Source organism: Octadecabacter ascidiaceicola (genome assembly GCF_900185015.1).
GTDB lineage: Bacteria > Pseudomonadota > Alphaproteobacteria > Rhodobacterales > Rhodobacteraceae > Octadecabacter > Octadecabacter ascidiaceicola.
Genome location: NZ_FXYD01000002.1, coordinates 158,527 through 173,780 on the forward strand (window position 1 = coordinate 158,527; position 15,254 = coordinate 173,780).

At 56.5% G+C, this 15,254-nt stretch carries 16 protein-coding genes; 6 read left to right on the top strand and 10 right to left on the bottom strand.

Annotated features, from left to right (window positions below; translation table 11 throughout):
* Positions 1-7: 7 nt before the first annotated feature.
* The 10 genes from OCA8868_RS06120 to tldD all read right to left on the bottom strand — a co-directional run bounded on the left by OCA8868_RS06120 (position 8) and on the right by tldD (position 10,805).
* Positions 8-760 carry an SDR family NAD(P)-dependent oxidoreductase gene (locus OCA8868_RS06120; protein WP_093995699.1) on the bottom strand — a complete coding sequence of 251 codons (753 nt, stop codon included), beginning with the start codon at positions 758-760 and terminating at the stop codon, positions 8-10.
* The gene (locus OCA8868_RS06125; protein WP_093995700.1) at positions 757-2,052 is read right to left on the bottom strand and encodes an FAD-binding oxidoreductase; all 1,296 of its coding nucleotides are present in this window, start codon (positions 2,050-2,052) and stop codon (positions 757-759) included. The genes OCA8868_RS06120 and OCA8868_RS06125 overlap by 4 nt, the downstream gene beginning before the upstream one ends.
* Positions 2,049-3,056, bottom strand: a complete 1,008-nt coding sequence (locus OCA8868_RS06130) for a lysylphosphatidylglycerol synthase transmembrane domain-containing protein (RefSeq protein ID WP_093996169.1) — start codon at positions 3,054-3,056, stop codon at positions 2,049-2,051. Before OCA8868_RS06130 ends, OCA8868_RS06125 begins: the two co-directional genes overlap by 4 nt.
* Before the next feature lie 222 nt (positions 3,057-3,278).
* Positions 3,279-3,902, bottom strand: a complete 624-nt coding sequence (locus OCA8868_RS06135; RefSeq protein WP_093995701.1) for a 3-oxoacid CoA-transferase subunit B — start codon at positions 3,900-3,902, stop codon at positions 3,279-3,281.
* Positions 3,899-4,615, bottom strand: coding sequence for a CoA transferase subunit A (locus OCA8868_RS06140; RefSeq protein WP_093995702.1), 717 nt, complete (start codon positions 4,613-4,615; stop codon positions 3,899-3,901). The genes OCA8868_RS06135 and OCA8868_RS06140 overlap by 4 nt, the downstream gene beginning before the upstream one ends.
* 82 nt (positions 4,616-4,697) lie before the next feature.
* Positions 4,698-4,904 carry a hypothetical protein gene (locus OCA8868_RS06145; RefSeq protein WP_143849545.1) on the bottom strand — a complete coding sequence of 69 codons (207 nt, stop codon included), beginning with the start codon at positions 4,902-4,904 and terminating at the stop codon, positions 4,698-4,700.
* Positions 4,905-7,541: a type I DNA topoisomerase gene (gene topA, locus OCA8868_RS06150; protein ID WP_093995704.1), complete on the bottom strand. Its 2,637-nt coding sequence runs from the start codon at positions 7,539-7,541 to the stop codon at positions 4,905-4,907.
* Positions 7,542-7,657: 116 nt separating this feature from the next.
* Entirely contained in the window at positions 7,658-8,788 is a 1,131-nt protein-coding gene (gene dprA / locus OCA8868_RS06155) for a DNA-processing protein DprA (protein WP_093995705.1), read from the bottom strand.
* A 57-nt stretch (positions 8,789-8,845) separates the two neighbouring features.
* Positions 8,846-9,331: a GNAT family N-acetyltransferase gene (locus OCA8868_RS06160; RefSeq protein ID WP_093995706.1), complete on the bottom strand. Its 486-nt coding sequence runs from the start codon at positions 9,329-9,331 to the stop codon at positions 8,846-8,848.
* A gap of 52 nt (positions 9,332-9,383) precedes the next feature.
* Positions 9,384-10,805 (bottom strand): metalloprotease TldD, encoded by a 1,422-nt coding sequence (gene tldD / locus OCA8868_RS06165; protein ID WP_093995707.1) that lies wholly within the window; start codon positions 10,803-10,805, stop codon positions 9,384-9,386.
* Positions 10,806-10,986: 181 nt separating this feature from the next.
* Between tldD and coxB the strand changes: the two genes are divergently transcribed.
* From coxB to OCA8868_RS06195, 6 genes are all read left to right on the top strand, one after another.
* The gene (gene coxB, locus OCA8868_RS06170) at positions 10,987-11,844 is read left to right on the top strand and encodes a cytochrome c oxidase subunit II (RefSeq protein WP_370737987.1); all 858 of its coding nucleotides are present in this window, start codon (positions 10,987-10,989) and stop codon (positions 11,842-11,844) included.
* Positions 11,845-11,876: 32 nt separating this feature from the next.
* Positions 11,877-12,818: a heme o synthase gene (cyoE, locus tag OCA8868_RS06175; RefSeq protein WP_093995709.1), complete on the top strand. Its 942-nt coding sequence runs from the start codon at positions 11,877-11,879 to the stop codon at positions 12,816-12,818.
* Position 12,819: 1 nt separating this feature from the next.
* Positions 12,820-13,074 carry a cytochrome c oxidase system small membrane protein gene (locus OCA8868_RS06180; RefSeq protein WP_093995710.1) on the top strand — a complete coding sequence of 85 codons (255 nt, stop codon included), beginning with the start codon at positions 12,820-12,822 and terminating at the stop codon, positions 13,072-13,074.
* Positions 13,071-13,673 (top strand): cytochrome c oxidase assembly protein, encoded by a 603-nt coding sequence (locus tag OCA8868_RS06185; RefSeq protein ID WP_093995711.1) that lies wholly within the window; start codon positions 13,071-13,073, stop codon positions 13,671-13,673. The genes OCA8868_RS06180 and OCA8868_RS06185 overlap by 4 nt, the downstream gene beginning before the upstream one ends.
* A gap of 30 nt (positions 13,674-13,703) precedes the next feature.
* Positions 13,704-14,507, top strand: a complete 804-nt coding sequence (locus tag OCA8868_RS06190) for a cytochrome c oxidase subunit 3 (RefSeq protein ID WP_093995712.1) — start codon at positions 13,704-13,706, stop codon at positions 14,505-14,507.
* 81 nt (positions 14,508-14,588) lie between these two features.
* On the top strand, positions 14,589-15,254 hold the full coding sequence (locus OCA8868_RS06195) for an SURF1 family protein (protein ID WP_093995713.1): 666 nt from the start codon (positions 14,589-14,591) through the stop codon (positions 15,252-15,254).

Here is a 15,254-nt window from a genome sequence, read left to right on the forward strand (position 1 = left end):
TCGAAGATCAGATCGACATCTTTTTGAAGATCGGCTCTGGAATAAGCTTGATGATTGTCATCACTGGCCACCAAATCCACTTTGTGTACAGCGTATTGCGTTTCTTACTCAGCGCCTTGTGTATGTCTTGAACTACTGCGTCAGCAGTTGTCATAAAGGGCTGCTTGCCGAGGCCCTGTGTCATCGCAGTATCCACTGGGCCAGGTTTAACTGTTAGAATATGCACACCGTGGCGTCCCAAAGCATTACGAAGGCCGGACAGGTATGTCGCAAAGCCCGCTTTAGCCGCGCCATAGACATAGTTGCCGACACGCCCGCGATCACCTGCAACGGAACCGACTCCGACAACTGAACCTGTGCCGCGTTCAATTAGAACAGGGGCTAGCATCTGCAAGAACCGAGCGGGTCCGGTGAAACTGTCGGCGATTGTACCGTCGACAAGGGTAGGGTCCGCATCAATTGTCTCTTGCGCAGGCATTGAACCAACGAACACGGCGCAGTTTATGGTTCCTGTTTGTGCGCTAGCCAGATCAATGATCGCTTGGAATGTATCCGCAACGCGGGCGTCAAAGATCACCGGAGTTGCATCGCGCGCGCCGCGGGCTGTTGCGTCATCTGCCGTGGCTTTCAGGTCGTCCATACGGCGGCCCGCTAGGATTACATGCGCCCCTTGTTCCGCAACCGACCGTGTGAAGGCCTTTGCGATGGTCGAGCTGGCGCCGAGGATAATCCAGGTTTGGTTTGTATTCGTATCGGTCATTGAGGTGTCCTTAGGTCTAGGCGACGCGTCATGTCGGTTTGCAGCTGGCCATCTGGGTCAGCCTTGGCGACTGCGCGCGCCCAATTGGAGTGATCTGGGTACATCGATTTAATCGCGGGCCCCGTGGAAAGCGCATCTTTTGCCAGATACAGTCGCCCACCAGCGTTCAGGGTCGCAGCTTCAAGGCGCTTGATAAGCGCGCGTGCGGCAGGGCGATTGGGGAAGTCCACAGCAAGCGTGTAGCCCTCCATCGGGAAAGACAAATAGCCTTCGCGCCCTTCACCCATACGTTTCAACACAGCAAGAGGGGAGGCGAGGCCGGAAGTGGCGATGGTTTGCATGATCGTGCGCAGCGCTTCGGATTGATCTAACGGTACGACGCATTGGAATTGGTGAAAGCCGCGTTTTCCGTAAAGCTTGTTCCAGTCGTGGATTTTATCTAGCGGGAAGAAAAAGTCCTGCACAGTGCGCACCACGGTGCGGCCCGTTTTCGGGACGCGGCGATAGTACGCCGCGTTGAACAGCTTCACGATTGCGCTGCTAAGCGCCCAGTGCGGCGCATTGAACGGAACTTTTTTGGTGCCGCGTGCGGTAGGGCGCAGGCCTTTGCAAGTTTCGCCTTCTTCAACGATGCCACGACCCAGATCTTCACCGGTTGCGGTCGCGTCGATCCATCCTACTGTGTACGGTGCCTGCGAGTTATCAAGCAAGTGTAGATGCTCGTCCCAATCGCTTGCGCGTTGTTCCGTCACCAACATCATATCGCCGCGCGTGCGGACAAGTTGCAGGGTCGCCTGCGCGATAAGACCTGTTTGCCCAAGACCGCCGCAGGTGGCGAGCCAGAGAGCTCCAGTCTTTGGTGTTATTTTGCGGGGCTTGTCTTGGATAAGCGTAATCGCTGTCACATGCTGGCAAAAGCTGCCTGCGAGATGGTGGTTTTTGCCGTGGACATCCATTGCGATTGCGCCACCAACTGTTGCGAAGCCCGTGCCGGGAACGACCGCGGGCATCCAGCCTTGCGGCGCGAAGACGCGGGTAAGTTCGCCTAGTGTGATACCGGACTGAACGGTTAGTAAGCCTGTTTCGCGATCAAACGCGATGATGCGGTCAAGCTTTGTCATATCGATGGCTTTGCCACCAGAGTTCAGCGGCGCATCACCGTAAGAACGGCGATTGCCGATGGCGGGGCCAACGTTGCTGAGTTTTTCGACGGCGTCAGGGGTGGCGATGTCGCCTTTCGCACGCAAGGCGCGACCCCAGCCGGAGTAGGTTTGGTCTTTGGCCCAGATCATACGGCGATGGCCTTTTTTGAGATACGTTCGGCCATCGGGAACACCGCAACGCCGATCAGGATTGCGAACCAGAGGGTGGTGAGGCGAATAACGGCCGTGGCGGGAATGGAAACTTCGAGGGGGATGCCCTCAAGCGAGAGGAGCGCGACCATAGCGGCTTCGGCACCGCCAACACCGCCCGGTGCACCTGTTAAGCCACCCGCGAGGGTGGAGAAGGTGAAGATTGCGATGGCTTTGGCAAAGCCGATGTCGGCGCCCATCCACATTAACAGCAGATGAAAGGCGTAGCCTTCAGCGATCCAACCGATCAGGCCAAGGGCGAGGGCGGCGGCCATAATGGGGCCGCTGGAAAAGACGGACAGGGAGCGTGCAGCCGTGCGTACGCGGGCCATCAGGCGTGGGAATTTGCCGACGGTGCGATAAAGAAGGGTGACGCAACCCGCGAGGAGTTTGGGGCGCGTGGCGATGAACGCTGCGACCAATGCGAGGAGCGCGACGGGCATTGCCATCGCGATGCCGCCAGCAGACAGCGCAATGCCACCTGCGAGGATTAGCGCCATCGCCGCAAGGTCCGATGCACGGTCCATCAGAACCAATGGAGCGGTGCGTTCAACGGCCCAACCCGTTTCACGTTTGAGCCAACGCATGCGGATCAGCTCACCCACGCGACCGGGGGTGACGGACATGGCGAACCCGCCCAAGAAATGGCGCAAATCCTGAATGAGGGTCGTGGGAAGGCCAAGACGATTGGAAAACAGGTGCCAACGGGCGCCACGAAACAGGTAATTCACAAGGCTGAGAGCAAGCAGGATCACGATTTGCAAAAGGGTCAGCTGCATCAGCTGATGTTTGGTTTCTTCCCAGCCTGTTGCTGCGGCCAGACCGACAAGGCCCGCAATCACAAACGCAAAGAGCACCCCAAGCAGGGCGATATCACGCCACCGTCTTGCGGGTCCTTTTGTCGGCTGTGCTGAGATTTCCTCAGTTGTGTTTATACTGCTCATCGTCATCATTTCGCGATTAGCGACAGAATAGGGCGAGACTATGACTTTGTCGTCATTTCGGAAACGGTTTTAGCGATGTTTGAGAAAAATGTGCGCTTCCGCGCGTTCCAGACACAGTTTGGGAAACGTGACGAGAACCGGAATGGTCCGCGCCGGGGCTGATGTAGGAGCCTCCGGCGGGGATATTTTTGAAACAAAAGCAAGGGCAAGAGCCCTGTTTGTTTAGACGATCGTTGCTTCGGTCGCGGCACGCAGTTCGTCTTCGGATACGCCATCGGCGCATTCGACGATTTTAAGGCCACCTTCAACGACATCCAGCACACCAAGATTGGTGATGATGCGATCAACGACAGCTTTGCCTGTCAGCGGCAAGGTGCATTCCTTAAGGAGTTTGCTGTCGCCGTGTTTGTTGGTGTGATCCATCACGACGATCACGCGGCCAACGCCAGCCACGAGGTCCATCGCACCGCCCATGCCTTTGACGAGCTTGCCCGGGATCATCCAGTTCGCGAGGTCACCCTTTTCATCGACTTCCATCGCGCCAAGGATCGCGGCCGCGATCTTGCCGCCACGGATCATGCCGAAGGACTGCGCTGAGTCAAAATAGGCAGTGCGGTTGAGTTCTGTGATGGTCTGTTTGCCAGCGTTGATAAGGTCTGGGTCTTCGTCGCCCTCAAACGGGAAGGGGCCCATGCCGAGCATGCCGTTTTCGGACTGAAGCGTGATGTCCTTATCGCCGACGTAGTTCGCCACTAGTGTCGGAATGCCAATCCCGAGGTTCACATACCAGCCGTCTTCGAGTTCTTCTGCCGCGCGGGCGGCCATTTGGTTACGGTCCCACATTATGCTTTCTCCCGAACGGTGCGCTGTTCGATGCGCTTTTCATGGTCGCCCTGAATGATCCGGTGCACATAGATGCCCGGCAGGTGGATGCTGTCAGGGTCAAGCGAGCCTGTTGGCACGATTTCTTCGACCTCGACCACGCAAGTCTTGCCGCACATGGCGGCGGGTGGGTTGAAGTTGCGGGCGGTTTTGCGGAATACGAGGTTGCCTGTTTCGTCTGCTTTCCAAGCTTTCACAATGGAGAGGTCGGCGAAGATGCCGTTTTCCATGATGTAGGTTTCTGGGGCGCCGTTTTCACCAGTCGGGAAGTCTTTGTGCTCTTTGCCGTCGGCGATCACCGTTCCAACACCGGTTTTGGTGTAGAAGCCTGGAATGCCGCAGCCACCGGAACGCATGCGTTCGGCCAATGTGCCTTGCGGGTTAAATTCCAGCTCTAGCTCACCTGACAGATACTGGCGCATGAACTCGGCGTTTTCACCGACGTATGAGCTGATCATCTTTTTTACCTGCCGCGTTTGCAGCAAGATGCCGATGCCGAAATCATCGACGCCCGCATTGTTGGATGCGAATGTCAGATCTTTGGTGCCAGCGTCCTTGATCGCGCTGAGAAGCAGTTCAGGAATGCCGCACAGCCCGAAGCCGCCCGCTGCGATAAACATGCCGTCACGAAGCAGCCCGTCGAGAGCTGCGGCGGCGTTTGGATAGATTTTCTTCATGAAACCCCCGTTAAATTCACCCCATTGTTAGGGGGCGGGGCGGGGGTGTCAATGCCAATGCTGCGCTGCGGCGGTCATCGTGTCAGGAGCGAAAGCCGCGCAGGATCAAAGTGACCAGTAGGCCGGCTGCCCCGCAGATCAGCGCGCCCTTGAAACCCCAGATCAAGCTCGCCTCCAGCCAACTGCTGTGGCTGGCCTCAAGCATGAGCTGATCGCTGGCATGCAAAATGCCTTTGACGCAAAACCCGGTTAGCCCTCCGGCCATTGCCCAGTTTGCGACGCGTAACACCTACATCGCTTTCTTTTTTGGTGCGGCCTTCTTTTTGGCGGCCGGCTTTTTCGCAGCAGCTTTCTTTGCGGCAGGCTTTTTCTTTGCAGGTGCTTTGCGGGCGACCTTTTTACCGGCCTTTGCAGCGCGTTCCTCGATGAGGGTTACCGCTTGGGACAGTGTTAGGTCAGCGACTTCGATCGTGTCGGGGATCGTTGCGTTGATTTTGTCCCATTTAACGTAGGGGCCATATTTGCCGTCAAACACGTTAACAGGGCCGCCGACGTCTGGGTGTTCGCCCAATTCGCGGACCGGAACAGCGGCTTTGCCACGTTGGCCGCGGCTGGCAACCTTGGCGGCCAGAAGTTCAACCGCGTGGTTCATGCCGACCGTAAACACATCCTCAAGGCTTTCGAGGTTAGCGTTTGTGCCACCGCGATCCGACGTGGATTCAGCGTGTTTCAGGTAAGGGCCATAGCGCCCGATATTTGCGAAAACATTGACGCCATCTTCGGGGTGCTTGCCGATAAAACGGGGTAGGGACAGCAGTTTAACAGCTGTCTCAAGCGAGATTTCCTCAGGCGGCCATTCTTTGGGAATGGACTGGCGGTTCGGTTTTTTGTTTTCTTCCGTCACCTCACCACGCTGGGCATAGGGGCCGAAACGCCCTTTGTGGACCCAGATCTTGTCACCATTGTCTTCACCAAGCATTTTGCCTTCGGGTGGGATGCCGGACGCGTCCTCAGCACCGGGAGGGCCGAACGCGCGGGTGTATTTACACTCAGGATAGTTGGAACAGCCGATGAATGCGCCACCAGAACGGGCAGTGCGCATGGAAAGTCGCCCATTGCCACAGTTGGGGCAAAGACGCGGGTCCGTGCCTTCCTCATTCGGTGGGAAGATGTGCGGCGCGAGAACTTCGTTAATCTTATCAAGAACTTCGGTGATGGAGTTGTCCATCGCTTCGTCGATCGTGACTTTGAAATCGCCCCAGAAGTCAGCCAATACCTTTTTATAGTCGGCATCACCAGCAGACACGTGGTCGAGGTCTTCTTCCAGCGATGCGGTGTAGTCATAGCCCACATATTTGCGGAAATAGTTGGTCAGGAACGCCGTGACGAGGCGGCCTTTATCCTCGGGGATAAGGCGGTTCTTGTCTTTACGGACGTATTCGCGATCCTGAATCGTGGTCACAATAGAGGCGTAGGTGGACGGGCGGCCGATGCCGAGTTCTTCCATCCGTTTGACCAACGTGGCCTCGGTGTAGCGGGGGGGCGGCTGCGTGAAATGCTGCTCGGGCGTGACGGAAGTTTTGGAAACCGCTTCGCCTTCAGCCATCTGCGCGAGGCGCTTGTCGTCGTCATCCGTGACTTTGTCGTCTTCAACGTCGTCGCGGCCTTCTTCATAAACGCGCAAGAAACCGTCAAACAATACAACCTGACCCGTCGCGCGCAGTTCCACCTGTCCATCGTCAGACCCGATATCAACCGTTGTGCGTTCCATCCGCGCCGCTTCCATCTGGCTTGAAATGGTGCGTTTGTAGATCAGATCGTAAAGTTTGCGCTGATCCGGATCAGCGATTTTTGCGGTTTCGGCATCCTTCATCAGGTCCGTCGGGCGTACACATTCGTGCGCTTCTTGGGCGTTTTTCGCTTTGTTTTTGTAGATGCGCGGGCTGGCAGGGACGTAATCCTGGCCGTATTTCGCGGCAATCGCCTCGCGCGCTGCGGTTACGGCCTCGGGGGCCATGTCGATGCCGTCGGTACGCATATAGGTGATAAGGCCGGCTTCGTACAAACGCTGGGCTGCGTTCATTGTCATACGCGCACCGAAACCAAACTTTCGGCTGGCTTCTTGCTGCAACGTAGATGTCATGAACGGCGCGGACGGGTTGCGATTGGCGGGCTTTGCTTCGACCTTATTGACGGAAAGATCGCGGGATTCTACGGCTTGCTGTGCCAATTCCGCCTGCGTCGCGTTCTCGAGGTCAAACTTGTCCAGCTTTTTTCCAGCCAGAACAGTCAGCCGGGCATCGACACTTTGGTTGCGCGGCGTCTGTAGTTTCGCCTTAACGGACCAGTATTCGCGGTTGTTGAACGCCTCGATTTCCATCTCACGCTCAACGATGATGCGCAACGTGACGGACTGCACGCGGCCGGCGGATTTTGCACCGGGCAGGCGGCGCCACAAAACGGGGCTGAGCTTGAAACCAACGAGGTAGTCCAAGGCCCGCCGCGCGAGGTAGGCGTCAACCAAGGGTTGGTCAACAACGCGTGGGTTTTTCATGGCCTCGGTCACGGCCGCCTTGGTGATGGCGTTGAACACCACCCGCGAAACGGGCGTGTCTTTCTTAATCGACTTGCGTTTGCGCAAGGCCTCTTCAAGGTGCCAAGAAATAGCTTCCCCTTCGCGGTCGGGGTCGGTCGCGAGGATGAGTTCGTTGTCGTTCGCAAGCGCGTCTGCGATGGCCTTGATGTGCTTTTTCGAGTCGCTTGCGACCTCCCAAAGCATGTCGAAGTTGTTGTCCGGATCAACGGAGCCGTCTTTCGGTGGCAGGTCCCGAACGTGCCCGTATGAGGCTAAGACTGTGTAGTCAGGCCCCAAATACTTGTTGATTGTCTTGGCCTTAGCCGGAGACTCGACGACAACAACAGGCATGGGAATCCTTTCAAAACACACTTCGGTAATGGTTGGGCAAAATGTGGGTGGGCTTGAGGGATTGTCAATGCAGCATCTTCGACCAACTGTAAATGAGTGCTTTTCGCTTTGCGAAATTAGATGGCACGCGCCAGCATTCCGCCTGCTTGACGCACGACTTTTCCTTCAAGTTCGAGATCCACCAGAAGCGGCGCGACGGCCGTTGCGGGCGCGGACAGGCTGCGCATCAATTGGTCTTCGGCCATCGGCGCAGGGCTCAGGCGTTCGAGGATGTCGGTGTGCAGTAGCGCGGTTTCGCGCAGTGTACGCGGTTGTTCGGGGGTGTCGAGCGGGAGCTCGGGAGCCTGTGTTGTTGGGTCGCCGAGGTGGTCCAAAATGTCTTTCACGCCACGTACCAAAACGGCGCCATCACGGATCAGCATGTTGCAACCTGCGGCACGGGCGTCGAATGGATGGCCGGGTACAGCCAGCACATCGCGGCCTTGATCTAGGGCTGTCCGTGCTGTGATCATGCTGCCCGACTTAGCAGCGGCTTCGACAACGACTGTCGCTAGGGATATGCCCGAAATAATGCGGTTGCGAGCGACAAAATGGCGCGGGTGCGGATGCATTCCTATCGGTTGGTCCGAAATACGTAACCCTTGCTTTCCAATTTTTTGCGCAAGATTTGCGTTTTCAGCCGGATAGATCACATCGACACCGCCAGCCACAACAGCAATGGTACCTGAACTAAGCGATCCGTCATGGGCCGCCGTATCAACGCCCCGTGCAAGTCCCGACACAACCGTAAAACCCGCAGCGCTGAGTTCCTGCGCGAGTTTGCGAGCCATCCGTGTTCCAAGGGACGAAGCATTACGCGCGCCAACGAGGGCAACCATTGGACGCTTTAAGATATCCGGATTGCCGATCATCCAAAGCATAACTGGCGCATCTTCAATTTCGGCCAATGCAGCGGGAAAACTATCCTCCCCCGCGAAGACAAGCCGCGCTTTGGCCGCGCGCCCGGCCTTGAGTTCAGCGTGTATGACCCCTTCGGGGCACACCCTATAGTCAGAAACACCAGCATCGCGCGCTATACTGGGCAATGCCTCAAGCGCGGCGGCGGCAGAGCCATGTTCAGCCAGCAATCGGCGGTATGTTACGGGGCCGACACGACGAGAGCGCAACAGACGGAGATGGTCAACGCGATCATCTTCCGTGGTGGGTGGGAGTGGGGGGTGAGTGGAAGAACTATTGCTCCGAGTCATCCTGTTCTCCGCCTGTTGCTAGATCAGGTCTAGATGAGGCAGGTTAACGGAAGGTTATTAAGGTGATGAATAGTTCAGGGATTTTCGGAAAATCAGACAAGGCAGCTCAAACGGACCATTTTGTGCGTCGAGATGCGCGACTTCGACACCTTGCTCGACCCAGCCGTTGCGCGTGTAAAAACGCTTGGCTGGTTCGTTTTCAATGAGGCAATCAAGGAAAGCGCTGGTTTCACCCGCAATTGTCATGCGGTGTTCTGCGTCCGAAAGAAGGGCGGCCGCCACGCCGGTGCCGCGACCAGCAGGGGCGACAAACAACTGATGCAGCTCGCACCCGCGGATAGCACACATTCCTATCGGGGCTCCAACGGGACCTGCGACACGCAAAAGGTCGCCCATTTTAATGAGGCGGCTTTCAAAGCTGGCCAAAGTGCGCTGTTCTATCAGTGTGTCTGGAACATGCGGCGCTTGAGTTTCGTGCCAAGCATCATACCAAAGTTGCGCTGTTGGTTTGATGTCTTCGGGCAAAGCGCTGCGAGGGGTCATGACGTTGGCGCCGAAAACTCAAGGTCGACTGTTTCTGCGTGACGCAACGTGGTCATGTGGCAGCTCCGCCGACGGTTAGACCGCCGATCATCAGGCTTGGCTGGCCAACGCCAACGGGCACCCATTGCCCCGCCTTGCCGCAGTTGCCGATGCCGGGGTCGAGCGCCATGTCGTTGCCGATACCGCGGATTTGCTTCAGTGCTGTTGCGCCGTCGCCGATAAGGGTCGCCCCTTTGACCGGAGCGCCGACCTTGCCGTTTTTGACGCGGTAGGCCTCGGTGCAGCTGAATACGAACTTACCATTGGTGATGTCGACCTGACCGCCACCAAAGCCAACGGCGTAGATGCCGTCCTTCAGCCCAGCGAGCATGTCTTTCGGGTCAGCATCGCCGCCCAACATATATGTGTTGGTCATGCGCGGCATCGGAATGTGTGCAAAACTTTCGCGTCGTCCGTTGCCGGTTGGCGCAACGTCCATCAGACGTGCGTTTTGGCGGTCTTGCATGAACCCGACGAGCTTGCCGTCCTCAATCAGCACATTTTTGGCGCTGGGCGTGCCTTCATCATCCACGGTGATAGAACCGCGACGATCTGGGATCGTACCATCATCCAGAACTGTCACGCCCTTGGCGGCAACCTGTTCGCCCATTAGCCCTGCAAAGGCGGATGTGCCTTTACGGTTGAAATCCCCCTCAAGCCCGTGGCCCACGGCCTCGTGCAGCAAAATCCCAGGCCAGCCAGGCCCAAGGAGCACATCCATCACGCCTGCAGGCGCGGCTTCGGCTTCGAGGTTTACCAGCGCGATGCGCAGGGCTTCGCGGGCGACGGGTTGCCAATGGTCAGGGCCGATGAGGTTGATGAGGCTGGCCCGTCCGCCGCCACCCATGCCACCAGATTCGCGACGACCGTTTTCTTCCACGATGACTGAGATATTGAGGCGGCTCATCGGGCGGATGTCTGTAACCAGCGAGCCTTCGGGGCGCAGAATCACAACTTCTTGGTGGGACGCAGCTAAGGTCGCGCTGACTTGGACCACGCGTTTGTCGAGGTCGCGACAGAACGCGTCGATTTCTTTCAGTAGGTCGATTTTGGCGGGGAATGTCGCTTCTGCCATTGGGTCTTGGTCGGAATAAAGGACAGTGTTTGTGCGGGCAGGGGCGTCGGCGATCGTGCCGCCGCCATCCCCAACAGCGAGACGTGCGGTTGCAACAGTGCGGCGCAAGGCGTGCTCATCAATGGTGGTAGAATGTGCGTATCCAGCGACTTCGCCGCGCACGGCACGTAGGCCAAACCCTTCGGTGGCATCATAGCTGGCGGTGCGAATTCGGCTGTCATCAAAGGACAAAACTTCGGAACGGCGACGCTCAAGGAACAATTCGCCGTCATCCGCCCCCGCTGTCGCATCACGAAGCATCGCCAAGGCACTTTCCTGATCTAGATTCGTCTCAAACGGGCGGAAAGGATCGTGCGACATTCGGGGATTCCTGTCTGTTTCTTTGATTTGGATCAAAAAGCGACCCTTTGACACGTCTGGATCGCTTGAGTTGGTCTACAGGATATGGGATGACCCAAGACGAATACAACGGGATTCCGTCTGCGGAGTCGCGAAGGAATCGAAGATCGCGCACCGTTCGCGCTTACATCACAGGGATCACATGCAGATGATGAACATCGCAAAACGTTTTGGACTTGCCGCAGCTGGCGCAGCACTTGCCGGATCAGTACATGCACAAACCGCAATCGAAGATCTTGAAATCATCGGTGCGCCAGAAGCTGGTGCCTTAGGCTTTCAGCCTGCTGCAACAGAACTCGCCCGCGATTTGCAGTGGCTTGATGGTTTGCTGTTGGTGATCATCACAGTTATTTCGCTGTTCGTGACTGGCCTGCTTGCTTGGGTCATCCTGCGCTACAACGCAAAGTCGAACCCGACACCAGCGACGTTCACACACAACTCACCGCTCGAAGTTGCTTGGACAATCGTTCCTATCGTTATCCTCGTCTTTATCGGCGCGTTTTCCCTTCCGGTTCTGTTCAAGCAGCAGGAAATCCCTGAAGGTGACGTGCACATCACAGTGACAGGCAACAAATGGTTCTGGAGCTACGAGTACACAGATGACGCGATCTTCTTTGACAGCCGCATGATCGGCTACGGTCAGAACATCAACGCTGACATCATCGCTGAGCTTGAAGAAGCTGGTTATTCCGAGGATGAATTCGGTCTGGCAACAGATACAGCTGTCGTTGTTCCTGTTGGCTCGACTGTTGTTATGACTGTTACCGGTTCTGACGTGATTCACTCTTGGACGATCCCATCCTTTGGTGTGAAGCAAGACGCCGTACCAGGCCGTTTCGCACAGCTGTGGTTCAATGCTGAGCAAGAAGGCATCTATTTTGGCCAGTGTTCCGAGCTTTGCGGTAAGGACCACGCCTACATGCCGATCACTGTGAAAGTGGTTGACCCAGCCGTCTATGAAGAATGGCTTGCTGGTGCACAAGAAGAGTTCCCAGCTTAAGCGCTGGGGCTTTTCTTTGATCGAGGACTGAAATGACTGACGTGACCAACCAAACGCAGACACAAGAGGCGCAGATGGGCGATTACTTCGCCCTTATGAAGCCGCGCGTCATGCAGTTGGTCGTGTTTACGGCACTTGTTGGTCTGGTCGTTGCGCCTGTTGGCGTGAACCCGTTTGTCGGCTTCGTCGCTATCCTATGTATCGCCGTGGGTGCTGGTGCGTCTGGCGCATTGAACATGTGGTGGGACGCCGACATTGACGCCATCATGAAACGCACAGTGAACCGACCGATCCCGTCGGGTGCTGTGCAACCAGGTGAAGCGCTGGCGATTGGCCTGACATTGTCGGCCTTTGCTGTGGTGTTGTTGTTCTTGGCAACGAACGCGTTGGCCGCTGGTCTACTGGCGTTCACGATCTTCTTTTACGCCGTTGTCTATTCCATGTGGCTCAAACGCTCGACCCCGCAGAACATCGTGATCGGTGGCGCGGCGGGTGCCTTCCCTCCGATGATTGGGTGGGCTGTTGCAACTGGGTCCGTTTCTATTGAATCCATTCTGATGTTCGGGCTGATCTTCATGTGGACGCCGCCCCACTTCTGGGCGCTGGCGCTGTTCGTTAAGTCTGATTACGGCGATGCGGGTGTCCCAATGTTGACGGAAACCCATGGCCGCAAAGTAACGCGTAACCATATCCTCGCGTATTGCGTGCCTTTGGTTCTGGTTGCCTTCGCGCTGGGCTTTACCTCAATCGGTGGGCCATTCTACCTGCTTGTCGCTGTGGTGCTGAACGTTTGGTTCCTGACAGGCTGCGTTGCGATCTGGAAGCGCACCGATGAAGATAGCGAGGCTGACAAGCACGCTGTTGAACGCCGCACATTCATCGTCTCTATCTACTATCTATTCGGCCACTTCAGCGCGCTGATGGTCGAAGCGCTTCTGCGCAGCTATGGCCTCACGTCTTGGGCGGGGTGGTAACATGGCGATACGCGCAGAACATGAAATCCATTCGCGCCGCAAAGGGCGTAACTATGGCGTTGGCCTGCTGTTACTGGGCTTTATCGGCATTGTTTTCGGCCTGACGGTCGTGAAGGTCCTTGGCTTGACGGACATCCGCCAGTTGGAACGGTTTGACCACGTCGCTCGCCCTCAGCTTGAGCCGGGCGCATTAGAAGCGGCAGAGCAGCGCGCTGCTGAACTGGAAGCAACTTCCAACGCGGAGGCCAGCGAATGAGCCTCAACCCATTTAACCGTATCCCCGAAGGGCCAAATCGCACAGCGGCACAAGCGGCCTGCGTTGTCGTTATGATGGGCGCTCTGTCTTGGGCGTCTGTACCGTTTTACGATTGGTTCTGCCGTGTAACAGGGTTTGGTGGTGTGACGAATATCGCCGCTAACGAGAACCAGACGATCCTTGATCAAACGATTACCGTTCGCTTCGCGAGTTCGGTTGCCGCTGACATGCCTTGGGATTTCAAGCCCGTTCAGCGCGAAATGGAAGTGCGCATCGGTGAAACTGTGCTGGCCTTTTATGAAGCCACCAATCCAACAAGCGAACCGATTGCAGGCACCGCGTCTTACAACGTCGCCCCCTACGAGGCTGGCGCGTTCTTCGACAAGATTGATTGCTTCTGCTTTGAGCAGCAAATCCTGCAGCCGGGTGAAACCATCAGCATGCCTGTGTCGTTCTTTGTAGACCCTGCCATCGTGGATGATCGCGAAGGGCAATATGTGCATACGATTACTTTGGGCTATACGTTCCACCTGAACGATTTGCCTGTAGACTACGAACAAGCCGCACTGGAAACAGTGCAACCAACAGACCTGAATTAATAAGACCAACGCCGTAAAGGGACGAAACTCATGGCCCATGAAAAGAACCACGACTACCACATCCTACCGCCTTCTGTTTGGCCACTTCTGACAGGTGTTGCTGTCTTTGTTATGCTGTTTGGCGCCGTTCTTTGGATGGATTCCCATGACAGCCCTTATGTCTTCCTGATGGGTTTTGCTGGCGTGTTGTATTGCATGTACGCATGGTGGGCCGAGGTTATCGTTGAAGCGCACCAAGGCGACCACACCCCGGTTGTGACCATCGGCCTGCGCTATGGTTTCATCATGTTCATCATGTCCGAAGTCATGTTCTTTGCCGCATGGTTCTGGTCGTTCTTCAAGCACGCGATGTACCCGATGGGCCCACAGTCCCCTGCGATTGACGGTCAGTTCCCACCTGCGGGCATTGAAACATTTGACCCATGGCACCTGCCGCTGATCAACACACTGATCCTGCTGTGTTCGGGTGCTGCTGCAACTTGGGCACACCACGCCCTTGTGCACGAAGACAACCGTGAAGACGTTAAATCCGGCCTGATCCTCGCGGTCATCCTCGGCGTGATCTTCACTGTGTTCCAAGCCTACGAATATGGCCACGCGGCGTTCGGCCTTGCTGGCAACATTTATGGCGCGAACTTCTTCATGGCGACTGGCTTCCACGGATTTCACGTGATCATCGGTACGATCTTCCTGTTCATCTGCTACCTGCGCGTACGCCGCGGCCACTTCACAGCCAAACAGCACATCGGTTTTGAAGCTGCTGCATGGTACTGGCACTTCGTTGATGTTGTATGGTTGTTCCTGTTTGCAGCCGTCTACGTCTGGGGCCAGTAAGCAGACTTGACCTAAGGCTTTTGACACGACAAGACGCGCAAGGATAACTCCTTGCGCGTCTTTTTATTTGGGACACCACTTATGCGGAAATTTCTCTTTCCTCTTGTGATCGGCCTCGGCGGTCTTGCCGTGCTGCTTTACCTTGGGTTCTGGCAGATGGATCGGCTGGAATGGAAGCTGGGCGTGATCAGGGATATTGAAACCCGTCTTTCCACGGATGCTGTTCCACTTCCCGATGCACCAACAGTTGAGGCCGATAACTATCGTACGGTGATCATGCAGGGCGCTGCGACAGGCGACGAGATCCGCTTTCTTGATAGCGGCACGGCGGCAGGCACTGGGCATCGCATTATCTCAGCCTTTGAAACTGTTGACGGTCGCCGCGTCATGCTCGACCAAGGTTTGCTGCCGCTTTATGCGGATGACGCACAGCCCTTGCTGGATGAAGTGACGGTGCAGGGAAACCTGATTTGGCCGGATGACATTTCCGACCAAGCCCCTCAAGACGATGAATGGTATGCCCGCGACGTGCCAGCAATGGCCGAAGCACTGGGGACGGAACCGGTCTTGGTCGTTCTTTACGCCGCGAGCAAATATGACGAACGCTTAACGCCGCTGCCCGTGGACACGCGCAATATCAAGAATGACCATCTTGAATATGCGATCACTTGGTTCTTGCTTGCGGCTGTTTGGCTTGCGATGACTTCCTTCTACACCGCGCGAACTTTGCGCCAGAAAGACGATTGA